At 70.6% G+C, this 26,485-nt stretch carries 33 protein-coding genes; 12 read left to right on the top strand and 21 right to left on the bottom strand.

The window, feature by feature from the left end:
• Positions 1–15: 15 nt before the first annotated feature.
• From valS to DLJ59_RS17650, 6 genes are all read right to left on the bottom strand, one after another.
• Entirely contained in the window at positions 16–2,634 is a 2,619-nt protein-coding gene (gene valS / locus DLJ59_RS17675) for a valine--tRNA ligase (RefSeq protein ID WP_124773743.1), read from the bottom strand.
• 90 nt (positions 2,635–2,724) lie between these two features.
• Positions 2,725–4,605 carry an ABC transporter ATP-binding protein gene (locus DLJ59_RS17670; RefSeq protein WP_124773742.1) on the bottom strand — a complete coding sequence of 627 codons (1,881 nt, stop codon included), beginning with the start codon at positions 4,603–4,605 and terminating at the stop codon, positions 2,725–2,727.
• Complete coding sequence (locus DLJ59_RS17665; RefSeq protein WP_244236085.1) at positions 4,602–6,449, bottom strand: ABC transporter ATP-binding protein; 1,848 nt, start codon at positions 6,447–6,449, stop codon at positions 4,602–4,604. Before DLJ59_RS17665 ends, DLJ59_RS17670 begins: the two co-directional genes overlap by 4 nt.
• A 37-nt stretch (positions 6,450–6,486) precedes the next feature.
• Positions 6,487–6,996, bottom strand: coding sequence for a methylated-DNA--[protein]-cysteine S-methyltransferase (locus DLJ59_RS17660; RefSeq protein ID WP_124773741.1), 510 nt, complete (start codon positions 6,994–6,996; stop codon positions 6,487–6,489).
• Complete coding sequence (locus DLJ59_RS17655; RefSeq protein ID WP_124773740.1) at positions 6,993–8,480, bottom strand: DNA-3-methyladenine glycosylase 2 family protein; 1,488 nt, start codon at positions 8,478–8,480, stop codon at positions 6,993–6,995. The genes DLJ59_RS17660 and DLJ59_RS17655 overlap by 4 nt, the downstream gene beginning before the upstream one ends.
• Before the next feature lie 78 nt (positions 8,481–8,558).
• Positions 8,559–10,028: an FAD-binding oxidoreductase gene (locus tag DLJ59_RS17650; protein ID WP_158630857.1), complete on the bottom strand. Its 1,470-nt coding sequence runs from the start codon at positions 10,026–10,028 to the stop codon at positions 8,559–8,561.
• A 360-nt stretch (positions 10,029–10,388) separates the two neighbouring features.
• Between DLJ59_RS17650 and DLJ59_RS17645 the strand changes: the two genes are divergently transcribed.
• Together DLJ59_RS17645 and DLJ59_RS17640 are read left to right on the top strand one after the other, a co-directional pair.
• Positions 10,389–10,892, top strand: coding sequence for a hypothetical protein (locus DLJ59_RS17645; RefSeq protein WP_244236084.1), 504 nt, complete (start codon positions 10,389–10,391; stop codon positions 10,890–10,892).
• A 135-nt stretch (positions 10,893–11,027) separates the two neighbouring features.
• Entirely contained in the window at positions 11,028–11,762 is a 735-nt protein-coding gene (locus tag DLJ59_RS17640) for a Type 1 glutamine amidotransferase-like domain-containing protein (RefSeq protein WP_124773738.1), read from the top strand.
• Between the two features lie 24 nt (positions 11,763–11,786).
• On the opposite strand, the gene DLJ59_RS17635 is transcribed toward DLJ59_RS17640, so the two are convergent.
• Positions 11,787–12,356 (bottom strand): exonuclease, encoded by a 570-nt coding sequence (locus DLJ59_RS17635; protein WP_124773737.1) that lies wholly within the window; start codon positions 12,354–12,356, stop codon positions 11,787–11,789.
• Between the two features lie 143 nt (positions 12,357–12,499).
• Here DLJ59_RS17635 and ychF point away from each other — a divergent pair, with 143 nt between their 5' ends.
• On the top strand, positions 12,500–13,585 hold the full coding sequence (gene ychF / locus DLJ59_RS17630) for a redox-regulated ATPase YchF (protein WP_124773736.1): 1,086 nt from the start codon (positions 12,500–12,502) through the stop codon (positions 13,583–13,585).
• Between the two features lie 19 nt (positions 13,586–13,604).
• Here ychF and DLJ59_RS17625 read toward each other — a convergent pair whose 3' ends face one another.
• From DLJ59_RS17625 to DLJ59_RS17610, 4 genes are all read right to left on the bottom strand, one after another.
• Positions 13,605–13,877, bottom strand: coding sequence for a type II toxin-antitoxin system RelE family toxin (locus DLJ59_RS17625; protein ID WP_124773735.1), 273 nt, complete (start codon positions 13,875–13,877; stop codon positions 13,605–13,607).
• Complete coding sequence (locus DLJ59_RS17620) at positions 13,874–14,143, bottom strand: type II toxin-antitoxin system prevent-host-death family antitoxin (protein WP_124773734.1); 270 nt, start codon at positions 14,141–14,143, stop codon at positions 13,874–13,876. The genes DLJ59_RS17625 and DLJ59_RS17620 overlap by 4 nt, the downstream gene beginning before the upstream one ends.
• A 136-nt stretch (positions 14,144–14,279) precedes the next feature.
• The gene (locus DLJ59_RS17615) at positions 14,280–14,729 is read right to left on the bottom strand and encodes a hypothetical protein (RefSeq protein ID WP_124773733.1); all 450 of its coding nucleotides are present in this window, start codon (positions 14,727–14,729) and stop codon (positions 14,280–14,282) included.
• A gap of 78 nt (positions 14,730–14,807) precedes the next feature.
• A complete protein-coding gene (locus DLJ59_RS17610; protein ID WP_124773732.1) occupies positions 14,808–15,047 on the bottom strand; it encodes a winged helix-turn-helix domain-containing protein in 240 nt (79 codons plus the stop codon).
• Between the two features lie 410 nt (positions 15,048–15,457).
• On the opposite strand from DLJ59_RS17610, the gene DLJ59_RS17600 reads away from it, so the two are divergent.
• Positions 15,458–15,676 (top strand): flavin reductase, encoded by a 219-nt coding sequence (locus DLJ59_RS17600; RefSeq protein ID WP_124773730.1) that lies wholly within the window; start codon positions 15,458–15,460, stop codon positions 15,674–15,676.
• On the top strand, positions 15,673–15,846 hold the full coding sequence (locus DLJ59_RS36640) for a hypothetical protein (RefSeq protein WP_167493869.1): 174 nt from the start codon (positions 15,673–15,675) through the stop codon (positions 15,844–15,846). The genes DLJ59_RS17600 and DLJ59_RS36640 overlap by 4 nt, the downstream gene beginning before the upstream one ends.
• A 312-nt stretch (positions 15,847–16,158) precedes the next feature.
• On the opposite strand, the gene DLJ59_RS17595 is transcribed toward DLJ59_RS36640, so the two are convergent.
• Entirely contained in the window at positions 16,159–16,716 is a 558-nt protein-coding gene (locus DLJ59_RS17595; RefSeq protein ID WP_158630856.1) for a DUF3592 domain-containing protein, read from the bottom strand.
• A 49-nt stretch (positions 16,717–16,765) separates the two neighbouring features.
• Between DLJ59_RS17595 and DLJ59_RS17590 the strand changes: the two genes are divergently transcribed.
• Complete coding sequence (locus tag DLJ59_RS17590; RefSeq protein WP_124773728.1) at positions 16,766–17,536, top strand: class I SAM-dependent methyltransferase; 771 nt, start codon at positions 16,766–16,768, stop codon at positions 17,534–17,536.
• 48 nt (positions 17,537–17,584) lie between these two features.
• Positions 17,585–17,932 (top strand): HflX-like GTP-binding protein, encoded by a 348-nt coding sequence (locus DLJ59_RS17585; protein WP_341869607.1) that lies wholly within the window; start codon positions 17,585–17,587, stop codon positions 17,930–17,932.
• Positions 17,933–17,974: 42 nt separating this feature from the next.
• Here the strand turns inward: DLJ59_RS17585 and DLJ59_RS17580 are convergent, their stop codons facing one another.
• Positions 17,975–18,460, bottom strand: coding sequence for a nucleotidyltransferase family protein (locus tag DLJ59_RS17580; RefSeq protein ID WP_208648739.1), 486 nt, complete (start codon positions 18,458–18,460; stop codon positions 17,975–17,977).
• A gap of 60 nt (positions 18,461–18,520) precedes the next feature.
• Complete coding sequence (locus tag DLJ59_RS17575) at positions 18,521–18,895, bottom strand: VOC family protein (protein WP_124773726.1); 375 nt, start codon at positions 18,893–18,895, stop codon at positions 18,521–18,523.
• Positions 18,896–19,010: 115 nt separating this feature from the next.
• On the opposite strand from DLJ59_RS17575, the gene DLJ59_RS17570 reads away from it, so the two are divergent.
• The gene (locus DLJ59_RS17570) at positions 19,011–19,469 is read left to right on the top strand and encodes an SRPBCC domain-containing protein (protein WP_124773725.1); all 459 of its coding nucleotides are present in this window, start codon (positions 19,011–19,013) and stop codon (positions 19,467–19,469) included.
• Positions 19,466–19,816 carry an ArsR/SmtB family transcription factor gene (locus tag DLJ59_RS17565; protein ID WP_124773724.1) on the top strand — a complete coding sequence of 117 codons (351 nt, stop codon included), beginning with the start codon at positions 19,466–19,468 and terminating at the stop codon, positions 19,814–19,816. Before DLJ59_RS17570 ends, DLJ59_RS17565 begins: the two co-directional genes overlap by 4 nt.
• 18 nt (positions 19,817–19,834) lie before the next feature.
• Here the strand turns inward: DLJ59_RS17565 and DLJ59_RS17560 are convergent, their stop codons facing one another.
• From DLJ59_RS17560 to DLJ59_RS17535, 6 genes are all read right to left on the bottom strand, one after another.
• Positions 19,835–21,112, bottom strand: coding sequence for an MFS transporter (locus DLJ59_RS17560; protein ID WP_124773723.1), 1,278 nt, complete (start codon positions 21,110–21,112; stop codon positions 19,835–19,837).
• A gap of 83 nt (positions 21,113–21,195) precedes the next feature.
• Positions 21,196–21,486, bottom strand: coding sequence for a hypothetical protein (locus tag DLJ59_RS17555; RefSeq protein ID WP_148096954.1), 291 nt, complete (start codon positions 21,484–21,486; stop codon positions 21,196–21,198).
• A gap of 152 nt (positions 21,487–21,638) precedes the next feature.
• On the bottom strand, positions 21,639–22,373 hold the full coding sequence (locus DLJ59_RS17550) for a class I SAM-dependent methyltransferase (protein WP_124773721.1): 735 nt from the start codon (positions 22,371–22,373) through the stop codon (positions 21,639–21,641).
• A 220-nt stretch (positions 22,374–22,593) separates the two neighbouring features.
• The gene (locus DLJ59_RS17545) at positions 22,594–22,956 is read right to left on the bottom strand and encodes a PH domain-containing protein (RefSeq protein ID WP_030337500.1); all 363 of its coding nucleotides are present in this window, start codon (positions 22,954–22,956) and stop codon (positions 22,594–22,596) included.
• 10 nt (positions 22,957–22,966) lie between these two features.
• On the bottom strand, positions 22,967–23,722 hold the full coding sequence (locus tag DLJ59_RS17540; RefSeq protein ID WP_124773720.1) for a class I SAM-dependent methyltransferase: 756 nt from the start codon (positions 23,720–23,722) through the stop codon (positions 22,967–22,969).
• Positions 23,719–24,603 carry a LysR family transcriptional regulator gene (locus DLJ59_RS17535; protein ID WP_124773719.1) on the bottom strand — a complete coding sequence of 295 codons (885 nt, stop codon included), beginning with the start codon at positions 24,601–24,603 and terminating at the stop codon, positions 23,719–23,721. The genes DLJ59_RS17540 and DLJ59_RS17535 overlap by 4 nt, the downstream gene beginning before the upstream one ends.
• 113 nt (positions 24,604–24,716) lie before the next feature.
• Between DLJ59_RS17535 and DLJ59_RS17530 the strand changes: the two genes are divergently transcribed.
• Positions 24,717–25,070 (top strand): DUF1801 domain-containing protein, encoded by a 354-nt coding sequence (locus DLJ59_RS17530; RefSeq protein WP_124773718.1) that lies wholly within the window; start codon positions 24,717–24,719, stop codon positions 25,068–25,070.
• Positions 25,067–25,489 (top strand): VOC family protein, encoded by a 423-nt coding sequence (locus DLJ59_RS17525; protein WP_124773717.1) that lies wholly within the window; start codon positions 25,067–25,069, stop codon positions 25,487–25,489. The genes DLJ59_RS17530 and DLJ59_RS17525 overlap by 4 nt, the downstream gene beginning before the upstream one ends.
• Here DLJ59_RS17525 and DLJ59_RS17520 read toward each other — a convergent pair.
• Positions 25,476–25,784 (bottom strand): 4a-hydroxytetrahydrobiopterin dehydratase, encoded by a 309-nt coding sequence (locus tag DLJ59_RS17520; RefSeq protein WP_124773755.1) that lies wholly within the window; start codon positions 25,782–25,784, stop codon positions 25,476–25,478. The genes DLJ59_RS17525 and DLJ59_RS17520 overlap by 14 nt on opposite strands.
• A 183-nt stretch (positions 25,785–25,967) precedes the next feature.
• Here DLJ59_RS17520 and DLJ59_RS17515 point away from each other — a divergent pair, with 183 nt between their 5' ends.
• Positions 25,968–26,411 (top strand): (deoxy)nucleoside triphosphate pyrophosphohydrolase, encoded by a 444-nt coding sequence (locus DLJ59_RS17515; protein WP_124773716.1) that lies wholly within the window; start codon positions 25,968–25,970, stop codon positions 26,409–26,411.
• The last annotated feature ends 74 nt before the right edge of the window (positions 26,412–26,485 follow it).

The raw sequence follows: 26,485 nt of genomic DNA, 5'->3' as shown, positions 1-26,485 counted from the left end.
GGCGGCGGATGCGGGTCAGAAGGCGCAGGCGATGACCAGCTCCGGGGCGCGGTCCGGGAGCAGGTCGAGTTTGCCGATCCGGCCCGCCGCCCGGAGGTCGTCGGCGACCAGCGTGAGCTGCTCCAGCAGCGCCGCCGGGCCGAGCGCCTCGGCCAACGGCACCTCCGCCTTCATCGACAGCTTCCGCTCCGACTTGGCCCGTCGCACCTGACTCAACGCGTCACCGGCGAGCCGCAGCAGCGCCGGGTCGCCCGACCCGTCGATCGACCGGGCCACCTCGTAGGTGGTGGGCCAGGGTGCCCGGTGCACCGAGCCGTACCGCCACCACGACCAGATCTCCTCGGTCACGTACGGCAGCACCGGGGCGAACAGCCGCAGCTGCACCGAGAGCGCCGCGGCCAACGCCGCCCGGGCCGAGTCGGCCGCCGCGCCGGTGCCGTAGGCGCGCTCCTTGACCAGCTCGATGTAGTCGTCGCAGAACCGCCAGAAGAACGCCTCGGTCACCTGCAACGCCGCCGTGTGGTCGTACGAGTCGAAGGCGGTGCTCGCGGCGGTGACCACGGTGGTCAGCTCGGCGAGCATGGCCCGGTCCAGTGGGGTGGTCGCCGACAGCTCCAGGTCGCGGCGCGGCGTCAGACGCGCCGAGCTGGAGTTGTCGTACGGGGCGCGCAGGGCGTCCGCCGCGCCCAGCCCGAGCGCGAACTTGGACGCGTTGAGCAGTTTGGTGGCCAGTCGCCGGCCGACCTTTATCTGCGCCGGGTCGAAGGCCAGGTCCATGCCGGGCTTGCCGCTGGCCGCCCAGTAGCGCACCGCGTCCGAGCCGTGCTGCTCCAACAGGGCCAGCGGGGTCACCACGTTCCCCTTGGACTTCGCCATCTTCTTGTGGTCGGGGTCGAGGATCCAGCCCGAGAGCACGGTGTCCCGCCAGGGCAGCACCCCGTGTTCGAAGTGTGAACGGACCACGCTGTCGAAGAGCCAGGTCCGGATGATCTCCTGCCCCTGCGGGCGGAGGTCCATCGGGAAGACCCTGGCGAACAGGTCCGGGTCGGTCTCCCAGCCGCCGACGATCTGCGGGGTCAACGACGACGTGGCCCAGGTGTCCAGCACGTCCGGGTCGCCGATGAAACCGCCCGGCTGGCCGCGCTGCGACTCGTCGTAACCGGGTGCCGGATCGCTGGATGGATCGACCGGCAGCGCGGACTCGTCCGGCGTGAGAGGGTGGGACCAGTCCGGCTCGCCAGTGTCGTCGAGCCGGTACCACACCGGGACCGGCACCCCGAAGAAGCGTTGGCGGCTGACCAGCCAGTCCCCGTTCAGGCCGCCCACCCAGTTGTCGTAGCGGTGTTTCATGTGCGCCGGCACCCAGTGCAACTGCTCGCCCCGGGCCAGCAGCGTGGCGCGCAGCGCCTCGTCCCGGCCGCCGTTGCGCAGATACCACTGTCGCGTCGAGACGATCTCCAGTGGCCGGTCGCCGCGTTCGTAGAACTTCACCGGGTGGGTGATCGGGCGCGGCTCACCGATCAGGTCACCGGCGTCGGCCAGCATCCCGACGATCTCCCGGCGGGCCCCGTTGACGGTCTGCCCGGCCAGCGCGGCGTACGGCTGCGCCGGCACCCCCTCCGGTGGCTCGGGGAGCAGCCGACCGTCCCGGCCGATCACCACCCGCGTGCCCAGCCCCAGCTCACGCCACCAGGTCACGTCGGTCAGGTCACCGAACGTGCAGACCATCGCGATGCCGGTGCCCTTGCCCGGGTCGGCGAGTGGGTGGGCGTACACCGGCACCTCGACGTCGAACAGTGGGCTGCGCGCGGTGCCGCCCACCAGGTTGGCGTACCGCTCGTCGTCGGGGTGGCAGACCAGCGCCACGCAGGCCGGCAGCAGCTCGGGCCGGGTGGTGTCGATGAGCACCTCACCGCCGTTGGCCGAGGCGAACCGCAGCCGGTGGTAGGCACCGGGGCGCTCCCGGTCCTCCAACTCCGCCTGGGCGACGGCGGTGGCGAAGCCGACGTCCCAGAGCGTCGGCGCCTCCGACTGGTACGCCTCGCCGCGGCGCAGGTTGCGGACGAACGCCCGCTGGCTGGTGGTGCGGGCGGTCCGGCCGATCGTCGTGTACGTCAGGGACCAGTCGACCGAGAGCCCGAGCCGCCGCCACAGCGCCTCGAAGGCCTGCTCGTCGATGACCGTCAGCCGCTCGCACAGCTCGATGAAGTTGCGCCGGGAGATCGCTGTGGGGTTGCGGCGGGCCGCGTCGTCGACCGGAGCCGTCGGCGGTCGCCACACCGGGTCGTACGGCAGCGCCGGGTCGGGTCGCACCCCGTACACGTTCTGCGCCCGACGCTCGGTGGGCAGGCCGTTGTCGTCCCAGCCCATCGGGTAGAAGACGGCCTTGCCACGCATCCGCTGGTAGCGCGCCGCGGTGTCGGTGTGGGTGTACGAGAACACGTGCCCCATGTGCAGTTCGCCCGATACGGTCGGCGGCGGGGTGTCGATCGCGTACACGTCCTTGCGCTCCTTCGAGCGGTCGAACGCGTACGTTCCGTCCTCCTGCCAGCGGCGCGCCCAGCTCTCCTCGAGCCCGTCCAGGGTCGGACGCTCGGGAACGCCGGCGCGGGCCGTCCTCGCCGTATCGGTCATCCTGCGATCGTAGGCACCCTCCGGGTGCGGAGCGACGTAGTTGCGGTCGAACACACCGGCCGGCGGGGATCGGTCACGGAAAGGGGCCTGCTAGATCAGTGACTCGCGCCACTGGCGGTGCAGGGCGGCGTACCGGCCGTCGGCCTGGGCGAGCACGGCGGGTGGGCCGTCCTCGACGACAGCCCCGCCGTCGAGGACCAGCACCCGGTCAGCGGTCTCCACAGTGGAGAGACGATGGGCGATCACCAGTGCGGTGCGATCGCGCAGGATGGTGCCGAGTGCCCGCTGCACCAGACGTTCCGTCGGCACGTCCAGCGACGACGTCGCCTCGTCCAGGATGAGCACGGTCGGATCGGCCAGGAACGCGCGGGCGAACGCGACCAGTTGGCGTTGCCCGGCGGAGAGCCGGCCGCCTCGTCGGTGCACCTGGGTGGCGTACCCGTCGGGGAGTGCGGCGATGAAGTCGTGCGCGCCGATCGCCCGCGCGGCGGCCTGGACGGCGGCGTCGTCGGCCCCCGGGCGACCGAACCTGATGTTCTCCGCGACGGTCCCACTGAACAGGTGGTTCTCCTGCGTCACCAGCACCACCGCGCGGCGCAGGTCGGCGTCGCGTACGTCGCGCAGGTCGACCCCGTCCAACTGGACAGTGCCGGTGTCGGGGTCGTGGAACCGGGCGACCAGCTTGGCGATTGTCGACTTGCCCGCCCCGGTGGGCCCGATCAGCGCCACGGTCTGTCCGGCCGGCACCGTCAACTCCAGCCGGCAGAGAATCGGGGTGTCGGCCCGGTAGCCGAAGCTGACCGCCCGGAAGACCAGCTCGCCACGATCGGGCCCGGTCGGGAGCTGCGCGGGCCGGGTCGGTTCGGCGACGGCCGGTCGTTCGTCGAGCACCCCGGCCAGCTTCTCCAGCGCGGCGGTGGCCGACTGCAACGAGTTGTAGAACTGGCTCAGCTCCTGCATCGGCTCGAAGAAGCGCCGCAGGTAGAGCAGGAACGCGGCGAGCACGCCGATCTCGGTCTGCCCACCGAGCACCCGCCAACCGCCGTAGCAGAGCACCACCGCCACTGTGACGTTGCCGATCAGTTTGATCGCGGGCGAGTACGTGGCGATCAGCCGGAACGCGTGCAGGCTGGTTCGTCGGTAGTCGTCGCCGAGCGCCACGAAGATCCGCTGGTTGCGGGGTTCCCGGCGGAACGCCTGCACGGCCCGGATGCCCCGCATCGACTCGACGAAGTGCACGATGACCAGCGCGACCGCGTCCCGGGTCCGTCGGTACGCGCTGGCCGACGACCGGGCGAACCAGCGGGAGAGCGAGAACAGGAACGGAAAGGCGAACAGCGTCACGGCCGCCAGCGGCGGGTCCAGCCAGAGCAGGATGGCGGCCACCGACAGGATCGAGAGCCCGGCCAGCACCAGGCTGTCGATCCCACCGTCGACCAGCTCGGCGATCGAGTCCAGGTCGCTGGTGAGGCGGGAGACCATCCGGCCGGACGTGTACCGCTCGTGGAAGCCCACCGACAGCCGTAGGAAGTGCCCGAAGACCTGCCTCCGCAGGTCGAGCAGGACGGCCTGGCCGATCCGGGCGGACAGGGTGAGGAAGCCGCGGCGGGCCGCGTACTCGGTCACCGAGGCCACCGCGAACGCCCCGGCGACGGTGATCAGGAGGCCGGGGTCGCCGGCGCGCAACGGCGGGATGGCCCGGTCGATGCCGATCATGACCAGGTACGGGCCGGCCATCGCGGCGGCGTTCTGGGCCAGCAGCAGGGCCACCGCCGCGGCGAGTCGCCTCCAGTGCCCGCGCAGCAGGTCGCCCAGCAGGCTGCGGCTGAGCCGGCGCAGCCGGGCCACCGCCTCGGGGCTGGTGTCCTCGGCTCGACTGCGGTCGGCCTCCGGGTCGGTGGCGGTTCCGCGCCAGCGGGTGAGCTCGGGCTCCTCCTCGGGAGGTGGGTCGGCCTGCTTCGGCACGCTCACGAACGCACCAACCCCCGCCCGTCCGAAGGGGACGTGCTGGGCCCGCCGGCCCCGGCCGGCGGGGGATGCGCGGCGGGCGGCTCGGCGGCGAGCAACGCCCGGTACGCCGGGACGGTGGCCAGCAGGTCGGAATGCCTGCCGGTCGCGGTGATCCGCCCGTCCTCCAGCAGGGCGACCCGGTCGGCCAGCGCGATGGTCGACGGCCGGTGCACCACCAGCAGCGCGGTGCTGTCGCGCAGGACCCGGCGAAGCGCCGCCTCGACCAGGGCCTCGGTGTGCACGTCGAGGGCGGAGAGCGGGTCGTCCAGCACCAGCACCGCCGGTCGGCCGAGCACGGCCCGCGCCAGGGCGAGCCGTTGCCGTTGCCCGCCGGAGAGGGACAGCCCCTGCTCGCCCACCCGGGTGGCCAACCCCCAGGGCAGGTCGTACGCGAAGTCGGCCTGGGCCAGCGCGAGGGCCGCGCGGACCTCGTCGTCGTCGGCGTCCGGGCGGCCCAGGGTGAGGTTCTCGCGCACCGACATGGAGAAGAGCGTGGGCTCCTCGAACGCCACCCCGACCAGCCGGCGCAGCGAGGACAGCCGCAGCTCGCGTAGGTCGTGGCCGTCCAGGGTGATCCGGCCGGCGGTCACCTCGTGCAGCCGGGGCACCAGGGAGAGCAGTGTGCTCTTGCCGCAGCCGGTGGCGCCGACCAGGGCCAACGTCTCACCCGGCTCGATGCTCAGGTCGATCTCGCGCAGCACCGCTGTGGTGGCACCCGGGTAGCTGAACGCGACCCCCTCGAACCGCAGCCGGCCGTGCACCGCGTCGCGCGGCAGATCGACGGCGCCGGGCGCATCCACGATCTCCGGTGGGGTGTCCAGCACCTCCTGGATCCGGTCGGCGGCGGTGGCCGCCTCCTGACCGTTGGCGATGATCCAACCCAGGGACTGCACCGGCCAGATGAGCATCAGTTGCAGGCTGACGAACGCGACCAGTTCGCCGATGGTGAGCGCGCCCTGCGCGGCGGCGGTCGCCCCCGCCGCCAGCACCACGCCCAGGGTCACGTTGGGCACCAGGTCGAGCAGCGCCGAGGTGTTGGCCAGCAGCCGTCCCTTGTCGACGCCGGTGTCGTGCAGCCGCCGGGCCGCACCGGCGAAGCGGGCCGCCAGTTCGGGCCCCCGCCCGTACGCCTTCATGGTGCGCAGACCCTGTGCGGTCTCCTCGACCAGCGTCGCCACGTCGCCCTGCTGGTCCTGCATCCGGCGGGACGCGGCGTGGTAGTGCCGCCCGAACCGGCGACTGATCAGCAGCAGCGGCACCGCGCTGGCCGCGACCAGCACCCCGAGCGCCGGGTGCAGGTTGATCAGCAGTACCACCACGACGACGTACGTGGTCAGGTTGAGCACCAGGAAGAACACGCCGAAGGAGAGGAACCGGCGGATCACCGACAGGTCGCTGGTGATCCGGGAGAGCAACTGGCCGGACTGCCAGCGGTCGTGGAAGCTGGTCGGCAGCCGTTGCAGGTGGGCGTAGACGTCGGCGCGCAGCGCCGCCTCCATGCCCACCGCCGAGGACGACTGCACCCACCGGCGGATGAAGATGAGCACCGCCTCGGCGACGCCGAGCAGCAGCGCCAGGCCGCCGAGCTGGAGCAGCCCGGCCGGTTCGTGTCGGGCCACCGGCCCGTCCACGACCCGCTGCACGATCAGCGGTACGGCGATCCCGGCCGCGGTGCCGGCGAGCCCCGCGACGAGCAGCCAGGCGAACTCGGCGGCGTACGGGCGCAGGTAGGGGCGTAGCCGCCAGAGGTTGTGCGCGGGGCGGGTTCCCGCGGCGGCCGGGTCGCCGTCGCTCTCCACAGGCACTACCAGACGGTAGCGTCAATGAGTGTCGATGCTTCTGTCAGCTTGTTGTCAAGCCGCGCTCATGACCGAGAAGCCACTTCTTCACGTCCAACCCCCAGCGGTAGCCGCCGAGCGTGCCGTCGGTGCGCAGAACCCGGTGACACGGCACGAAGAGGGCTGCGGCGTTGCGGGCGCAGGCGGCAGCGGCGGCCCGCACCGCCGGTGGTCGACCGGCCAGCGCGGCGTACCCGGTGTAGGTGACCGGGGTGCCCGGTGGCACCTCGCGCAGCACCTGCCAGGCGTGTGCCATGAACTCTCCGTCGGTGCGTTGACGGACCGGCACCGCGTCGATGGCGGCGAGGTTACCGTCCAGGTAGGAGTTGACCGCCGCGCTGACCGGGCCGAGGTCGGCGCGCTCCCGCAGTGGTGCCCGCAGGGCCGGGTGGATCAGGGGCAGCAGCGCCGCCGGGTCCGGGGTGAAGCCGGCTGCCCGTACGTCGCCGTCGGGACCGGCGAGGATGCTCAGTGGGCCGGTCGGGGTGCTCACTACGGTGCTGTCGATGTTCATGCCGCTCTCCAGAGTCTGATCGTGGCGTAGGAGCGCCAGGGACGCCACCGTTCGGCGTACCGGTCGAGGGTTGTCGGGGTGTCGGGCAGGCCGAGCGCGGCGGCGCCGCGCCGGACCGCGAGGTCGGAGCTGAGCAGGATGTCCGGGTCGCCGAAGGCGCGCATGGCCAGGTAGTTGGCGGTCCACGGGCCGATGCCGGGCAGTGCGAGCAGCCGACGAACGGCTTCCCCGCGATCCACCCCGGGAGCAAGGTCAACGGACCCGTCCATCACGGCCCGAGCCAGCCCTCGCAAGGACTCCCGCCGCCCCGCCGGCATCCGAAACCCCGAATCCGGCAGCGCCAACAGCTCCTCCGCCCCCAGGAACCCCCGCAGCCCACCCCGTTGATCATGAAGTTGTTGTCCCGACACGCCGTCATCAGTGGCAACAACTTCATGATCAACGCGAGCGTGGGCGGCGGTCAGGAGGCGGGTCAGCGTTGTTCTCGCGGAAGTGATCGAGACCTGTTGGTTGATGATGGCGCGGACGGCTTGCTCGAAGGCGTCGACCGCGCGGGGGACGCGAATGCCCGGTTCGGCGGTGACCGCCGGGGCCAGCGCCGGGTCGGCGGCCAACGTGGCGTCGATGGCCACCGGGTCCGCGTCCAGGTCGAGCAGCCGGCGACAGCGGGCCACCGCGGGTGCCAGGTCGCGCAGGTCGGCGAGCCGCAACGTCGCCGCCACGTGCCCGTCCGCCGGGGTCAGCGCCACCTGGCCGGTGCCGTGCGGCAACCGCAGACCCCGGTGGTACGTCCCGTCGCGGACCTCCTCCACGCCGGGCAACGCCCGCACCGCGAGGAAGTCCAGCAGCGCCCGGGCGTGCAGCGGTGGGCGGTACGCCAGCCGGAGCGTGATCGTTCCCGCCCCGACCGCCGCCTGCTGGCGCCCACGGGCAGCGCGCAGGTCGGACGGGGCGCTCGCGTACACCTCGCGGAGCGTGTCGTTGAACTGCCGCACGCTGCCGAAGCCCGCGGCGAACGCGACCTCGGCCATCCCGAGGTCGGTCGTCTCGATCAGGATCCGGGCGGTCTGTGCCCGCTGCGCCCGGGCCAGCGCGAGCGGCCCGGCGCCCATCTCGGCGCTGAGCATCCGGTGCAGGTGCCGTTCGGTGTAGCCCAGCCGGGAGGCCAACCCCGGTACGCCGTCCCGGTCGATCACCCCGTCCGCGATCAACCGCATCGCCCGGCCGACCACGTCGGCGCGGATGTCCCACTGCGGCGATCCGGGCGCGGCGTCCGGCCGGCAGCGGCGGCAGGCGCGCAGCCCGGCACCCTGCGCCGCGGCGGCGGACGGAAAGAACCGGACGTTCTGCCGCTTGGGTGTGATCGCCGGGCAGGACGGCCGGCAGTAGATGCCGGTGGACGTCACACCGGTGTAGAACCAGCCGTCGAACCGCTGGTCACGGCTGTCCACGGCCCGGTAACACCGCTCGAAGTCCATCTCCATGTCACCGATGATGCCCCGCTCGACCGGCCATCGGCTGGCGGGAATCGGACCTGGGTGTGCCGGTGCGAAGAGGAACGGTCAACGAGGGCGTCGACGACGCCGGTGCGGCTGACCAGACCCGCTGGGCTGGGCGGATCGACTGGGCTGGGCGGCGCGGCTCGGTTGGGCGGCGCGGTCCACCTGGCCGGCCCGGCTGGGCTGGGCGGCCCGGTTGGGCTGTGCGGCGCGGTCCGGCTGGCCGGTCAGCAGGGCCGATCGGAACACGCCGTCCGGGTCGTACCGCTTCCACAGCCGTCGGACCCGGGCCCCGGTCTCGCCCGGGTAGATCCGGGCGAACGCGGCCGGGTCCGGTCTGCTCTCGAAGTTGACGTACGCGCCGTCGGCGCGCGCTCCGGCGGCCCGCCAGGCGGCGTTCAACGCGGCGTCGGCCTGCGGCGCAAACACCGAGGCCACGATCAGCGTGTCCTGGTGACGATGCGGGTACGCGGTCGCGTCGGAAGCGACGTCGTTGACCGCCCCACCCAACGAGCGGAGCTGGATCGTCGCCCGACCCGGCCCCGTCACCGCTCGTGTCACGGCCCGCGCCCCGGCCTCGTCCAGCGCTGTGAACAGACCGTTGGTGGTCGTGCCGCGCTGCTGCCCGACGTTGGGGTTGAGGTGCGCGGTCGGCACCAGCGTCGGGTAGGGCAGCAGGTCGGTGCGGTGTTCGAGCACCTTGCCGATGGCGAGCAGCGGTTCCACCGCCGGCCGGGTCCGGCGCAGGCTCTCGGCCGCGACCACGGCGGTGATGGACATGAGGACCGATCGACCCTCCGCGAACACCACGGCGGCGGCGGACAACTCCCGTGGCGCCTGGCTGAGACAGCTCGTCCACTCCCGGACGGTGCGACCGTCCGGATGCGCCTCGACCACCAGCTGCACGACACCGACGTTGCGCTGCTCGGCCGCCTCGATCTCGAAGGCCACCACGATCCCCGCGCCAGCCCCGGCCCCTCGGACCAGCCAGAACAGCTCCGGCTCGTGGTCGGCGTCGGCGCGTACCAGCGTCCCGTCCGCCAGCACCACCTCGACGGCGCGGACCCGGTCGATGGTGAGGCCGTGGGCGCGCACCAGCCAGCCGACACCGCCGCCGGTGGCCAGGCCGCCGACGCCGACACCGCCGTAGTCACCCGAGCTGATCACCAGGCCGTACGGGGCCAACGCCTTCGCGACGTTCGCCCAGCGGGCACCGGCCTCGACCCGGACCAGCCCGGCCCGCTCGTCGATCACCTGAACCCGGTTGAGCATGGACAGGTCGATGACCACCCCACCGTTGTTGGACGAGGCCCCGGAGAGGCCGTGCCCGCCGCTGCGGACCGCGATCGGCAGCCGCTGCTCCCGCGCGTAGCGCAGCGCGTCGACCACCTGGGCGGTGGTCTTGGGCAGCAGAACGGCGGCCGGCGACGCCGACCTGGTGTACGTCGAGCGCAGCTGTGCGTACCGGCGGTCGCCGGGTGTGACGATCTGCCCCCGGAGGGAGTCGGGCACCCGGGCCATGGCGGTGCTCATCGTTGCCCCCGCAGCTCGCACCTCGGGTGTCCGGGATCGGTCATGGCCCAAGGATGAGTGGGCATGTCGGCCTCGACAAATCTGGTGAACCGATGCCCGCTCGTCGCCGCGGCGCGCGACGCTCGCCGGTGCGGCGGAGTGGCGCGCGAAGGTGACCGGGATCTCCGACCGGCTCCTCGCCGCCGGCTCGGCAGGCCAGTGCCGGGCCGACCGGTTCCGGCCGGCCACCCCCGTTTCGTTGTCACGGATACAGACGTCCCAGGTCATCGTCGCTGTCCACGATCGGTGGGGGTTTTCGGCCCGAAAGTGTCGGGCGCGCCAGGTACCGTCCGGCCACCAACTGAAGAAGGGGTGCGGCGAATGACGAGCGTGGCGGGTTGGGCAGCGGCGTCGACACCGGGCGCGTTCCCGCCGCTGCCCCGCGCGGTGGCGCAGTCCTTCTACCGCCGGATGCGGGCCGTCGCGCCGGCCGCCGTGGGCGCCATCGAACGGGACCGGGCGGGCGAGCCCGCGCAGAGCTTCCCTGACACCGCCTGCGGCCGGTTGGCCGGCTCGCTCGACGACGCGGGCCTACGGGCGCTCGGGATGTGGACGCACCACTGGTGCATGCGCTTCTACGACGACGACACGAGGGTTGGCCGGCGGTTGATCCGCGAAGTCGCCGCGCGGCCGGGGCTGGGCTGGACGGCCGACGAGGTGCGCTGGATGCTGCGTGAGTCGGCCTCGGCCGGATCGGCCGCCACCGACCGGTTCACCCTGCCCCGTGCCGCCGCCGCGCAACTACCCCCGGCCGACCGCCGCACCCTGGCGCACTGGCCGGAGTTCGAGGTGCCCCGCCAACGGCGCACCGACCAGTCTGGTTGATCATGGGGTTGGCGGGGTTCGAACACCCCGCCAGCCCCACTCTCGTCACGGGTGGAGTTCGGACCCGGGACGGAACGGGTGGGGCCCGGCTGCGGCAGGATGGACGCCGCACCGCCCGCAACGGAAGGACGCCCGATGCCCGCCAGCGAACCGACCATCATCGCCACCAGCATGGGCTTCTTCCGGGGCGACCGCGGGCCCTACGACCTGCGTCCCGGCCCGGTCTTCGAGCTGGCGGCCGAGCTGGCCGAGGCCGGTTCGCAGCCGCGAATCTGCTACCTCGGGCAGGCCGTCGGTGACCAGCCCACCTCGCTGACCTCCGTCTACGGCGCGTTCGCCGACACCCGGTTCCGGCTGTCCCACCTCGCCCTGTTCCCGATGCCGAACGTCGAGGACGTCCGCGCCCACCTGCTCGCCCAGGACGTGATCTGGGTCGGTGGCGGCAGCGTGGCCAACCTGGTCGCGGTCTGGCGGGTGCACGGGCTCGACGAGATCCTGCACGAGTGCTGGCAGGCCGGCGTGGTGTTGGCCGGCGTCTCCGCCGGCTCGATCTGCTGGCACGTCGGCGGTGCCACCGACAGCTTCGGCCTGCGGCTGCGCGGCTTCACCGACGGACTGGCCTGGCTGCCGTACGGCAACGGTGTGCACTACGACAGCGAGGGCCAGCGCCGACCGCTGATGCACGAGCTGGTCGGCGACGGCACGCTCCCCACCAGTCACTGCACCGACGACGGCGTCGGCCTGGTCTACCGGGGCACCCGGCTCGTCGAGGCGATCGCGGACCGCGAGGGCGTCTCAGCGTACGAGGTCAGCCGGGACGCGGACGGCAGCGTACGGGAGGCGGTCATCGCCCCCCGCCTGCTCGGCTGAGCGTCACGTCTGCTCGCCCGAGCGTCACGCCTCCTCGACCGGCTGTCGGCGGCGGAGCACCGCGTCGAAGACCTGGGCCAGCTCGGCGGCGTCCTCCCCGGCGTGGTGCGTGTGCGGCATGTCGTGCAGGCCCAGCTCATGCTTGATCGTGCCCTGGCGGGTCTGGACCCACTCGCTGCCGGTCAACCCCATCCAGTAGCTGCGGAGGTCGATGCCGGAACCGGTCGCACCGAACGGGCTGTGCCCAACGAAGCGGACGAAGTACCAGTGCACGAACATGCCGTCCCAGACGGCCGGGGCGGCGAGGAAGACCGGACGGCCGACCCGGCGCAGCCCGTTGACCCAGGCCGCCGCGGCGGACATCGCCTCCTGCGCGGTGGGTGCCTCCCGCAGCAGACGGTCCCGGTCCAGGCCGGAGACGGCCAGCGCCGCCGGGACGAACTCGTCGGAGATGGGACGCAGCTCGGTGTAGAAGGTCAGGTCCGGGCGGCCGGCCACGGCCATGCCCAGCGAGATCATGCTGTACGGCCCGGGGATCGGCCCGTCCGCCTCCACATCGACGGCGATGTACAGCTCAGGCACGGTCGAGCTCATCCCACCTCCAGCAGCGGACGATCGAATCGGCAGGGTAGCAACGCCAGACCAGGCCCCGTGCCCCCGACGATCGACCATCTGCCCACCGCCGAACCGGAGCCGCCTCGACCGGCCGGACCGGGACCGGCGTAAGCTGGCCCGTCGTGAGTCTCACCATCGGCATCGTCGGCCTGCCCAACGTCGGCAAGAGCACGCTTTTCAACGCGTTGACCAAGAACGACGTGCTGGCGGCGAACTACCCGTTCGCCACCATCGAGCCCAACGTCGGCGTGGTCGGGCTGCCCGACGAGCGGCTGGGCAAGCTGGCCGAGATCTTCTCCTCGCAGAAGGTGCTGCCGGCACCGGTGTCGTTCGTCGACATCGCCGGCCTGGTCCGCGGCGCGTCGAAGGGGCAGGGCCGGGGCAACGCCTTCCTGGCCAACATCCGGGACGCCTCGGCGATCTGCCAGGTCGTCCGGGCCTTCTCCGACCCGAACGTGGTGCACGTCGACGGCAAGGTCTCCCCGGCCGACGACATCGAGACGATCAACACCGAGCTGATCCTCGCCGACCTGCAGACCCTGGACAAGGCGCTGCCCCGGTTGGAGAAGGAGGCCAAGCTCCGCAAGGACCGGGCCGCCGCCGTCGCCGCAGCGAAGGCCGCGATCGAGGTGCTCGACGGCGGCACCACCCTCTACTCCGGGGCCGCCGCCGCCAAGATCGAGCTGGAGCACCTGCGCGAGCTGCACCTGCTCACCACCAAGCCCTTCCTGTACGTCTTCAACGTCGACGAGGCCGAGCTGGCCAACGAGACGTTCCTCGACGAGCTGCGTGCCCTGGTCGCCCCCGCCGAGGCCATCTTCATGGACGCCAAGATCGAATCCGAGTTGGTGGACCTGCCCGAGGAGGAGGCCCGCGAGCTGCTGGAGTCGATCGGGCAGAACGAGCCCGGCCTCAACCAGCTCGTCCGCGTCGGCTTCCGCACCCTCGGCCTCCAGACGTACCTCACGGCCGGCCCCAAGGAAGCGCGCGCCTGGACCGTCCCGGTCGGCGCCACCGCGCCCGAGGCAGCGGGCGTCATCCACAGCGACTTCCAGCGCGGCTTCATCAAGGCCGAGGTGGTCTCGTACCACGACCTGGTCGAGCACGGTTCGATGTCGGCGGCCAAGGCGGCGGGCAAGGTCCGCATCGAGGGCAAGGAGTACGTCATGCAGGACGGCGACGTGGTGGAGTTCCGCTTCAACGTCTGACCCGCACGCCTGCTGTTGGTCAGAAGCGGTAGACCTCGCGACGGTGGCCCAGGTGCACGACCAAGACGACCAGGATCGAGTCGTTCACCGTGTACACCACCCGGTAGTCGCCGACGCGCACGCGGAACAGGCCGCGATGCCCAGCCAGCGCTTTCACACCTTCCGGTCGCGGGTCGGCACCCAGCGCGGCTATGGCGGCGACGAGCCGGGCCTGAACGGGTGGCTCAAGCTTGCGCAGTAGCTTGGCCGCCGATCTGTCGATCTGAACCGTGTAGCGGGTGTCTCCGCTCATAGCCCGAGCTCGGCCCGCAGTTCGGCCAGGGGTACCGGCTTGTCGCCGGCGTCAATCCGGGCGAGCGCTTCACGGGCAGCAGCTACGTCTTCCGCATCCTCGGCGCGTTCGATCGCTTCGGCCACCTCTGCCGGCACGATCGCGGCCATGCGCTGGCCGTGACGGGTGACGTAGGTAATGCGACCGCCGTAGGCGGCACGAGAGACGACCTCGGCGAGATGATCACGAGCGGCCGAGATCGAGAGATCGCGCGCGGGTTCAGTCATGTACGAATCGTACAACCGAAGGTGGTGCGGGAGGTGGGAGTGCCAGGCGTGCACGACGAGGTGTCGGCCTTGTCGATGCGCCGCTGCCCGTTTGGCAGGTCGGCAGGCTGAGTTGTGACCAGCCGCTACCTCCTTCCTAAACCTTGTGTCGGTCGAACTGGCCGGGATGCACCCGGAAGAGGCATTGTCCGTCCTCGGTTTCGACCCCGTGCGGTGCGGTTGAGACGACGAGTGCACCGTCATCTCGGCCGATGATGCTGCACCGGATGTGGACAGGTGCAGGCAGGCGAGCCTCAAGGCGTGAATTGTCAGCGGTGAAGACCGGGACCTTGTCGACGAAGTACCACGACGCGTTGTTGACGTCGACGAGGCGTACCCGTAGCCAGCCCGGGAAGTCGTGGCTGATCCACGAAACTGCTTCGCACCGGAGGTTGGCTTCTTGGGGGGTCACGAATCGATCGTGCCGGGTTGCCTGCGGCGGTGGCAACAGTGCCGGACGCCCGCCGTCACCGACTCCGACAGCAACGATCCCGAACAGCGATGTCGAGACGGGCGGAGAGGGGCGCTGCTCCGAGTGCAGATCCACCTGCAGACGAGCGCGGTGTGGTGCACAGAGCTTCCAAGCGAGGGATTGCGGTTGCGAGGGCTGGCTCTGCGGAGGAATTTACTCGGCGACGAAGACGCCAACGCCGGGAAGCGTTTCGGTCATACCTTTGATCCGTAGTACCTGCATGGCGCGGTCGATCACCGGTTCGGTGACCCCATAGTGCTCGATTAACTCTCGCCGACTGGGCAGCTTGGAGCCGGGCTGGAACTCGCCGGACTTGATGCGTTCGGCAAGGTCGTCGGCGATCTGCTCGTAGCGGTAACGCGGTGGCACGTGGTTCTCCTCGGTTGGCAACACGAGTAGACCACCTACGCCAGCCCTTGACTACCCAACGGTACCTATGGGAGGTTGCCGAGGAGGTCGATTCCCTCGGTTGGCGCTGTGGGCCGTCCTCGCCGGCGTGGATGTTCGGCGCGTCCCCCGCGTTCGGGCATCCACGCCTCCAGATCGCAACGGCACAAGGAGACGGCAGTGCTCCCATCGACATGGGCAGGCCCTGGCGCGAGTGGGCGAGGGGAGCCGGTGAAGCGAGTTTCGTACGACGAGTACGTGCTGGCGGTGGCGCTGACTCTCGCTCGCCGTCACCAGCCCGTCTGGTCTTGGCGGTACTGGCGGCGCATCTGCCGCTGCGGAGGCGAACTGCCATGCCGAAGCCGCCACCACATCCCGATCAACCGCGGCCACTGGCCCAACCAGGACGGCCCGCAGTGACTACTCACCACCCGATCAAGCCGGCCTGGACGTGCGGCGGCTGTGTGGGGGAGTGGCCATGCCAGACCCGGCGCCAAGAGCTGCGAGCCGAGTACGACCGAGCCTCGGTGTCACTCGCCCTCTACCTGGCCGCCCAGCTCGTCGATGCCGCCCAGGAGCTGGCCCACGTTCCGGCCAGCCACCTGCACTACCGATTCCTCGGCTGGATTCGATGAGCATCCTGCGGTTGGGTGACGAAAAGTTCCACTACAGCGACGGCTCTCACAAGTGGATCCCGCCGGACCCGGACTACGACCAGGAGGTCTGGGACGAGCAGGTCCGCCAGCACAAGCACGGCCACCTCCGGAATGAGCGCCCGAGGGTTCGCATCCAGCGCCTCGTCTGACGCCAGCAGTACAGCAGCGAAGTACAGCACCGTGCCAGCCGAACTGGCCCGAGAGGCGCGTCAGCAGGCCGTCTGGCCTCGCATCAAGCCCGACCCGACCTGCTTGCCGAGAGTTCACACCGAAGCGGTCGCCGTGCCCGATACAGGGGTCAACAACGGCCCGCAGGGTGGACGAGGCAGGGCACCCCCTGGACGACAGTGGACGTGAGTGCCAGCCCCTAACCCCGATTCGACCAGGTCGCGGCAGGTCATGAGAGTGGCGTCCAAGTTCCGCTTCAACGTCTGAGTCCGACTCTTTTGCGGGGGTTGGCGCTAGTCCGGGTTCCGCTGTCGCCGGCTCGGCTTGCGCTTTGTCCCGGGCCTGGCGTTCAGGAACTGTCGTTGGCGCTGGTCCCGTTGCTGCCGCTGCCCGTCGCCTTGTCGGCGGTCGCGTCGTCGCTGGTAGAGGCGGGCGATCACGGCGAGCACCATCCACCCGGAGAGAGTCAGGCCGGCCGCCCCGACCACCCCTTGCAGCCGGCCCCGGTGCCCGCTGAGTATGCCGAAGTCGGTGACGAGATCCCCCGGATCGTTGGGGTTGACCCAGATCGGCACCGCGCTGCCGGCCGGCAGGCAGACCTCCCAACAGCCAACCTCGGCCTGACGCTGAGCGCCGCCGAATTCGTAGCGCACGTGCATCGTGTTCCGCCGCTTGTGCACGAGCTCATCGACAACTGCCTGGGCTGGCACGCCGTGGACCCGCAGTCGACTCTCCCAGGCGTCGTTGTCCTGAAAGGTCTTGAAGGGCAGCCACATCATGACCATCCCGACCAGGAGGCCGAGTACGTAGAGGGGGTAGCGGACGCGCCACCAGCTCCGCAAGATCTGCACGGTGGCCATGGTCGCAGTCGATGTCGACAAACGGCGGTACGTTGACCGCATGACGGAACAACTGCTCCGATCGTCGTTCGGCGCGGCGGCGACCGCGTACGCCGAGCACCGCCCGGACTATGCGGAGGGTGCGGTGCGGTGGGCGCTGGAGCCCGCCCCGGGTCTACGCGTGCTCGACCTGGGTGCCGGCACCGGCAAGCTGTCCGCGACGCTGGCCGCGGTGGGCGCGGAGGTTGTGGCGGTCGAGCCTGATCCGGCGATGCTCGCCGAGCTGCGTCGTGCGGTGCCGTCCGTCCGTGCCCTGCCGGGTAGCGCGGAGTCGATCCCGCTGCCGGATGCTTCCGTCGACGCGGTGCTGGCTGGCAACGCCCTGCACTGGTTCGACATGGCCGTCGCCGGGGCGGAAATCGCCCGGGTCCTCGCACCCGGCGGCGTCCTGGCCGGACTGTGGAACATCATGGACGACCGGCTCGACTGGGTTGCCGGGCTCGAACGGGTCAGTGGCAGTGCGGCGATCGGCCCGCGTGACACGTTGAGCAGTTGGCGCACGGCGACGGCGGACATGCTCATTCCGAGCACCGGCCTGGTCGCCCGGTTCGGGTCGCCGGAGCAGGTCGAGTTCCCGCACGGGCAGCGCCGCACCGCCGACTCTCTCGTCGCGACGCTTGCGACGCGGGCCGGGATGCTGGTCATGCCGGAGGAGGAGCGAGAGTCCGCGCTCGGCCGGATCCGCGCCTTCCTCGGGAGCCGACCCGAAACGGCGCACGGCGAGTTCACGCTGCCAATGCTGACCGGCGTGCTGCGCGCCCGCCGGCGCTGATCGGTCAGCGACCCGGTGAACCGACCTCGCGCCGGGGCGTTGAACGCTGTGCTGGCAGGCGCAGACGTGGCGCTGGTGGGCCTGTTCTCGGCGAAGGACAAGGAGTTTGTCAGCAAGCTCAATCTGCTGGCCAGCTTGGTGGAAGCCCACGGAGGCCAGGTCGTGAGCCGGCACGTGCAGCGGCGGGGTGCCTCTTCCGGTGGCGCGGGCAAGATGGGCGACCAGTTCTCGCGGCGGGCGTTGCTCAGCCCCGGTAGGGCCCGTGAAGTCGCCGATGCCTGCCGGCGGCGCGGGGTCGACGTCGCGGTCTTCGCGAACCCCTTGACCGACCACCAGCGGGTCGTCCTCAAGGACATGTTCGGCTGTTTCGTCATGAGTGGCGAGGACCTCCGCTAGATCAGGAACGGACGGCATTCTCGCCATGGACGACTGCGTATTCTACGGCGAGCCAGGGCCCAGGTCGTCGATGAGTTCGCGGAGCACACCCGGATCTGGCGAGGGCGCGCGGCCGGCGATGGCGGCTCTACGCATCCGCCCGGCGCGTTCTGCGCCATCCCGGGAGCGCAAGTGACAGGTCGCCGTTCGTCTCGCGGGCGAGCAGGGGAGTGGGCCGGTACCGGGGAAGTTCGGCGAGGTCGCCGAGGTCGTGCCGCTCAAGCTCGCTGAGCAGGGTACGTGAACTGAACAGCAGAATGCCCACGCCATGCGCAGGGCGAGGAGCAGGTCGAGATCGGAGATGCCGAAGATGGCGGTGCCACGCGGGATGCTGCCGTAGATGTAGGCGCTGTGCAGCCGACCACTGTCGAACCACTCGGCTATCCGAGCGCGTGCCGCGTCGACGACACCGGCGAACGCGGCCGGGACCCGGCTCAGCGCACCCTCGCGCGCGATCCATCCCTCGACGTCCAGTCCTCTTCCGGCCACGGGGACACTCTGCCGGAGCTGGCGACGACGCTCATCCACCGCCCGGGCGACCTCGGGGTCCTACTGCTCGGCCCAGGCGCCCAGCTCGTTGCCGCTGGGGTCGGTGAAATGGAACCGTCGGCCACCCGGGAACTCGTACGGCCCGTTCACCACCTGGCCGCCGGCCTCCTTGACGGCCTGCACTGACCGGTCCAGGTCGCTGGAGTAGAGCAGCACGAGTGGGCCGCCGGCCCGAATCTCCGTGTCCAGTCGGAGACCGCCGACCTCCGGTGCGGAGTCGCCGTGTGGGCTGCGGATGCCGGCGTACTCCGGCCCGTAGTCGTTGAACTGCCAACCGAACGCGTCGGCGTAGAAGCGTTTGGCCACGGCGAGGTCGGTCACCGTGAGCTCGATGTAGTCGATGGCGTGGTGTCGATGCGGCGATGGCTCAGACATGGGCTGATCGTGCATCCCGGGTACGACGAAACCCACGACGTGCAACGAAAGGTTGCGCGAAGCGTGTGGGCTGTCGTAGGTTGAGTGCAACCAAAGGTTGCGAAAGGTTGTGCGCATGGAACAGGGAACGATCGAACGAGACATCCACGTCAACGCGTCCCCCGAGGTCGTCTTCGAGGTGGTCAGCCAACCCGAGCACATGCGGGAGTGGTGGCCCGACGACGCACGGTTCGAGTCGGTCGCCGGCGCACCCGGCGAGCTGGTGTGGCGCGACGCTGACACCGGCGAGACGAAGACCGTCGCGTTCGCCGTCGTCGAGGTCGACCCACCGAAGCGGTTCTCCTTCCGGTGGTGCTTCACCGAGGCGGACCGCAGCGGGCAGGCGCTGCTCGTCACCTTCGACCTGATCCCCAACGGCACGGGGACGCAGATCCGGATGACCGAGACCGGGTTCCGCGAGATGGGCTGGGAGATCGCCGTCCTGGAAGAGCAGTACCGCGACCACGAGAACGGTTGGGACCACTACATGCCCCGGCTGGGCGCGTACGTGGCGCGGCTGGTCGCGATCGCATGAGCACGGCGGTCGACGACGAGTTGTGGTCGGCGATCGGTGACCCGATTCGGCGTACGATGATCGATCTTCTGCTCTCTGACGGGCCGGGCACAGCCACCTCGTTGAGCAGGCGGTTACCCGTCACCCGCCAGGCCGTCTCGAAACACCTGGCTGTTCTGGACCGGGTTGGTCTGATCCACGCCGAGCCGGCCGGTCGCGAGCGTCATTACCAGGTGGACGAGGCGCAACTCGCCCGCGCGGTCGCCCAGTTGTCGGCGGTCGGCTCCACCTGGGATGCCCGACTCCGCCGGATCAAGCGCATCGCCGAGACGGTCGAACGCCACCGCACCGACAACGCGGGAAGCTGACAATCGTCGACGTGCAGATCAGCGACCGGCACTGACCTCGGTGACTGCTGGGTCGCCGGAGGATCGCGGGCTCCGCCACGGAATCGCGAATCCTCCGGCGACCAGGCCGACCGTCACGATTGCCGTTGCGCAGAGCAGCATCGTCGGCCGGGCACCGATGGCACCCACCAGTGGCCCACCCAGCATGGTGCCCAGGGGCACCGCCACCACGAGGATCGCGCCATTCGCGGCGAGCACCGCCGGTAGCTGCGCGATGGACGTGCTGCGCTGGAACAGCGCCATCGACGTGGACATGTACGGAGCCCAGATCAGGCCCGCCAGGGCGAACGCCGGCAGCGACACGCCAAGGGGTGCACCCAGGCCCAGCGGGAGCATGGTGATGCCGAAGCCGACGACGATGCCGATGGTGGTGGCCCGCAGCGGCCAGCGGCGCAGGTGTCCGGCGATCAGCCCTCCGACGAGACCACCGACGCCGAACGCGGTGTAGTAGGCGCCCAGCAGCGTCGCGGAGGCGTGCAGGTCGTTGGTGATGTGGATCGGCATCGCCACGTACACCGGCCCGAACAGAAAGAAGAACGCGAGGCTCAGCGCCAGCAGACCCAGCAGGGCGGGGTTCTGGCGGATGACTGCGAACCCGGCGGTCCGCGACGCGCCGCGCTCGTACGGGTGGTCGCTGCCGACGGCAGGGAGGGCGAGGCGGTACGTCAGGGCCAGCGCGGCGAAGGTGGCGGCGTCGATGGCGATGACCCAGACCGGCCCGACCCAGGCGATCAGGACGCCCGCCAGTGGTGGACCGACGATGGTGGCGAACCCGGCGATGGTGGCGAGCACCGCGTTGGCCGGCAGGTGGTGTCGCTGCGGCAGCAGTTCGGCGATCAGTGTGAAACGCCCGGCGGAACCCCACGAGTGCAGCAATGCGGACGCGGCCAGCAGGACGACGTACAGCCCGATGCTGAGCGCGCCGAAGAGGTAGGCGATGGGGATTGCCGCGAGTGCCGTGGCCCGCAGGATCGCGTCCCACCCGGCGAGCTGGGCACCGCCGCGACCGCGCAGCAGCCGACCGAAGACGACAGTCCCGGCCGCGCTGGGCAGGGTGTACGCCGCCATGGCCACCGCGATCCAGGGGCCCCACTGATCATGCGGGGCGAGTTGGATGGCGAGCCAGGACACCGCGACAACCGCCATCCCGTCGCCCAACGCGGAGACGGCGAGCCCGGGCAGAACGCGCCGGAGCTGAGGGTGGCTGACCACCGGCCAGTACGGCGAGGAGCGTGGAAAACGGGAGGCGTCCGTCATGTTGTCAGCTCACCCGACGCGAGACCTGCGGATCAACACCTACTGCTACCAGCAGAATCAGCCGACGGTGTGAGGGGCTCGAATCACCGGCTCGGGCTGTCCTCTTCGCCGCCATGACGGTCAGGGCGCTCGTCTGTTCCCGGTGCGGTGTCACTGCCGAGCAGCGTTGCGCGTAGTCGGTTGTTCTCGCGCTTGGCGCGACGGGCCGAGCTGATACCGGCGACGATGGCGCAGAGCCCGCCGAGGGGCACCAGCACCCGGCCGATCGTATGGGCCGTGCCCTGCTCGTTGTCCCGGAGGACCCAGCCGACAACGAGCAGGCCGAGCGCCAGGGCTAGGAGGATTCGTTCAATCCGTCTGGTCAACATGGGCACCCGCCTCCGCTGACGGCGATCGACCCCGGCACCGCGGTGCCAGGCCGCCGTGCCCACAGTGGCACATCAGCGATCGACTCGGGTTCCTTGAAGTCGGGGTGTCATCACCACGATGACAGCCCGACTTTCCGGAACCCGAGTCGATCAAACCGCTACTCCGCCCGGTAGACGGAGATGTGCGACGGGCTGTCGGCCTGGAACGGTCGCCGGTGCCAGTCGGCGTACCGCTCGGTGAGCCGGAGCCCTGCCCGCTGCGCCATCTCGTCGATCTGGTGCGGCCAGGCGTACCGCATGGCGAACGGCTTCAGGTGCACACCGTCCGCGTCGAACGTGATGGTCTGCCGGATGAACCGCTGCTCCGGCCGGTCGTACTTGTGCAGTCGGATCGTCGCGGATTCCTCGGTTACGGCCCGCACCTGTACCTGCTCGTCCGAGTCGAACGTGCGCGGGTCGGGCACGAACGTCTCGATGACGAACGCGCCACCGGGCGACAGCACGCGGGCGACGTTGCGGAAGCAGTCCGCCTGCCGCTCGGCGTCCACCAGGTTGAACAGGGTGTTGAAGACCAGGTACGCGAGCCGGAACTCACCCTCCACCGGCACGTCCGCCATGTCGGCGACGACCACGGGTATCCGCTCGCCGCCGGGTTTCGCCCGCAGGTGCGCGAGCATCTCCTCAGAGGCCTCGACGCCGTGCACGGCGAGGCCGCGCTCGGCCAGCGGAAGCGCGACCCGGCCGGTGCCGATCGCCAGTTCGAGAACCGGACCACCGTCGGCCAGGTCGGCCAGAAAGTCCACGGCGGGGGCCGGGTCCGGGTTGGTGTCGCCGTCGTCGTAGTCGGCGGCCCACAGCCGGCCGAAGAGGCCGGGATCGTCGAAGACCGACATCAGCGGCCTCCGGGGTTGGGGTCAGTGGCGCCCAGTTCCAGGGGAACGGTCCTGTTCACGAAGTCTCGATTCCTCAGATCGGATGACGGTGGATTCGGGGGACCTCGCTGTGTCTGGCATGGTGGCTGCTCCCTTCGCGCGGCTGTCGACCGAGGACACCAGAGACACCGCGGGCCCGGCAAGGCAATTACGCCAGCCGGGCCCACGACGGGACGTGCCGTCAGGAGATGTGGTGCAGGATCACGTTGTGCACGTGGTGGCTCTTCTGCGCGCCACGGAACTCCACCTCGTAGGTGTGCGTGCCGACGTGGATGGCGATGGCGCCGGTGGAGAAGAACGAACCACCCCACGACTTGTTGCTGACCACGCTCACGCTGGTGATCTTCGAGTACGGGATGCTGGTGATCGCGAACCGCTTTCCGACGAACGAGCGGTCCTGGATGATCACCCGTCGGTCGGTCAGCCCGATGAACCCGGTGCCGGTGCCGACAGCGTCGTAGACGGCGATGATCTGCTCGCCTTCGAGGAGGCCACTCTCGATCTGCTGGACCTGCTCTTTGCGGTCGTACGCGATGTTCGCCATGCGATCCAGGCTAGAAAACCGGTGCCAACGTGCCCACCCGGGCGAGGACCACGAACTCGCCGTCACCGTGGCCGACCGGCTCGCCGCGCCAGCCCCCGTAGATGCGGTCCACGAGGAACCCCGCAGTGGTCAGCGAGGAGCGCAGCTCGGCCTCGGTGCGGAAGCGCAGGGACGCCGAGCTGAGGATCTCCTCGCCGTCGTCGAAGTGGTAGTGGTGGGTGAAGTCGACAACTCTGTCGCGTACCCCGGTGACCGTGGTCCACGCGCGGACCTCGCCGCCGCCCGGCAGCCTGACCACCCGGTACGAATCCACCGGGTTCCACCGCTCCCAGCGACGGTCCGCCGGGTCGCGGGCGTCGAACACCAGCCGGCCGCCGGGCCCGAGCGCCCGGGCCAGGTCGGCGAGGGTACGCGCCCACTCCGCGTCGTCGACGAAGAACTGCGCGACGTGGCTGGTCAGCACCGCCACGTCGAACGCTCGCTCCGGCAGCAACGCCGAGGTGCCCTCGATCCAGGTCACCCGCTCGCCGCCCGGCTTGGCGCGGGCGGCGGCCAGGGACGCGCCGGCCGGGTCGACACCGGTGACGGTGTGGCCAGCGGCGGCGAGGGCAACGGTCAGCCGGCCGGTGCCGCAGCCGAGGTCGAGCACCCGGACGGCCGGGGTCTCGTCGACCACCGCTTGGAAGAAGTCGTCGTCCGGCCCCCACCGGCACTCGGCGTCGTACACCTGGACCAGCCGGTGGTGGCGAAACTCGGCGTGTCTCATCGGGGGTTCGCGTCGGACGCGGCGCGCACGAACTCGCGTACCCGGGTGGTGGTGTTGCTGGGCAACCAGACCGGCCCGCGCTCGATGGATGGCGCGTCGTGGATGGGCACGTACACCACGTCCGGGCGCGGGTAGTAGCGCCGGGTGTGCTCACCCACCGGCAGGACACCCCGGCCCAGCGCGACCAGGGACAGCATCTCGGAGAAGGTGTTTCCGGCGGGCCCTCTCGGCACCGGCCGGCCGCCCGGGGTGCGCTCCGGGGTGCGGTCCCGCTTGAACTCCGCCGAGGTCACTGCCGGGTACTGCACCACCGGGTGGTCGGCGAGCACCTCCAACGACACCGACCGTTCCCGGGTGAGCGGGTGACCCGCCGCCACCGCCAGCACCCGATCCTCGGAGAGCAGCGCCGGGCCGGTGGCCATCCCGTCGAACGGGTACGAGGCGATCAACACGTCCGTCGACCCGTCGAGCAGCCCGGATCGGGTGGTGGACAGCTGCGCCTCGTGCACCTCCACCCGACAGTCCGGGTGCCGTTCACCGAACAGGGCCACCGCCCGGAGCAGCACCGGAGCGGTCCACTCGCCGAGGAACGCCACCCGTAGCGTCCCGGTCACGCCGCGGGCGGCGTCGGTCGCGCGGCGGACGGCCTCGTCCACCCCGGCAACCAGCGGGGCCAACTCCTCGGCGAGCTGCCGGCCGATCGGGGTGAGCCGGACGACCCGACTGGTGCGGGCGAACAGCGGTGCGCCGATCCGGCGTTCCAGCTTCTTCACGATGTGGCTGACCCGGCCGGTGCTGACCGTCAACCGCTCGGCGGTCCGGCCGAAGTGCAGTTCCTCCGCGAGCGTCAGGAACGTCTCGACCTCGTACCGCTCCAGCACACCGCTCCCATCGTTGACCTGTGGGCAACGATCGTAGCGGCATCAGGTCTTGGTCGGCGTTCCTCGTCCGGGGATCGTGAACCGGCAGGGAACACCGAGCGAAAGGTATTGACGTGAGCGTTGACGACTACCTGGCCGGCCTGGCCGGCCCACTGCGCGAGATCGGCGAGAAGCTGACGCCGATCATCGCGACGGCCCTGCCGAGAGCGACCGGCGCGATGTGGCACGGGCACCCGGTCTGGGGCCTGGGCGACCGGCCCGGCCAGCGCCCGGTCTGCCTGATCAAGGCGTACGGGTCCTACGTCACCTTCGGGTTGTGGCGGGGGCAGGAGATCGCCGACCCGTCGGGACGGCTGGTGCCTGGCGCGCGGTCGATGGCGGCGGTGAAGCTGCGCGACCTCGCCGACGTCGACCCGGCGCTGTTCACCGGCTGGCTGCGCGCGGCGGCAGACCTGGAGGAGGCGTGAGCGCGCTGCGGGTTACCGGTTTCGACCATCTGGTGTTGACCGTCGCCGACGTGGAACGGTCCCTGGACTTCTACTGCGGCAGGCTCGGGCTGGCACCGGTACGGGTCGACGAGTGGCGTGCCGGCACCGTCCCGTTCCCGTCGGTGCGGATCAGCCCCGACAGCATCATCGACCTCGTCCGAGGTGAGCCGCGGGGCGCGAACGTGGACCACTTCTGCCTGGTGGTGGCACCACTGGACTGGGCGCAGGTGATCGAGTCGGGGGCCTTCACGGTGCTGACCGGGCCGGTCAGCAGGTTCGGCGCCCGCGGTTCGGCGACCTCGATCTATGTGCGGGACCCGGACGGCAACTCGGTGGAGCTGCGCTGGTACCCGCAGGATGCCGGGTCGGGTTCGGAAACGATAGTTAATCCTCGGTGACCGCCCGGTACGCGTCCTCGATGCGGGCGGCCAACAGGACCTCGCCCTCGGTCAGGGGCTCGCCGCTGCCGTGCCCGACCCGGATCTGGGTGCTGTCGGCCCGGCGGCTGATCTCGGGTCGCAGATGCAGCGCATCCGCGACGACCTTGACCCGTTCAGTTAGTGCGGCGTGTTGGGTATCGTCGATCACGAGCGTTCGTCGGATCTGCTCGCCCTCGCGTGTCCAACCAGATAGCAAGGTCAACGCGTCGGAAAGGTAGTCGTGCTTGGCCCTGCTGTTAAACAGCACGCGCATCACCGCACCCCCCAAGCGCCGTTGCCGGCTCGTGGCCAAATCGTCGCCATCCCGTGTCTTGTCGGTGTCCTCTAGTCTCCCGCTGCTCGGAGGGGGTGTCCACGCCCACACTTCCGTGTCTTACTGGCCTAGCGGACGGCTACGGTACCCAAACCGCCGATTGATCTGGCACCCTGGACGCCCGTGCGGACCGAACGGGCGAATGATGGCGGGCAGGCCGAGCGACGGGACCTGAAGGTGATCGTCGGCGCGGCGATCATCCGGGATGGGCGGGTGCTCGCCTGTGCGCGTTCCGCCCCACCCGAGGTAGCGGGCATGTGGGAGTTTCCGGGCGGAAAGGTCGAGCCGGGGGAGGCGGAGACCGACGCGTTGATCCGGGAGTGCGCCGAGGAGTTGGCCGTACGCGTCGAGATCGGCGACCGGGTCGGCCGCAACGTACGGATGGCGCACGGCCGCTCGGTGCTCAAGGTGTACGCGGCCCGCCTGCTCGGCGACGACCAGCCACAGGCGCTGGAACACGAGGCGCTCCGGTGGCTCACCGCCGACGAACTGGACTCGGTCACCTGGCTCCCCGCCGATGCCCCGATCGTGGCAGCCCTCCGCCCCCTCCTGCTCAACTCGCGTTGATCATGAAGTTATTGCCCTCGCGCGCGGCGTGTCGTGGCAATAACTTCATGATCAACCGGGGTGGGGTGGGGTGG

Origin of the sequence: Micromonospora inaquosa (genome assembly GCF_003857055.1) — a bacterium.
GTDB classification, from domain to species: Bacteria; Actinomycetota; Actinomycetes; order Mycobacteriales; family Micromonosporaceae; genus Micromonospora; species Micromonospora inaquosa.
Note: the sequence above shows the minus strand (reverse complement) of the source record. Positions and strands in the feature narration are given on the sequence as shown.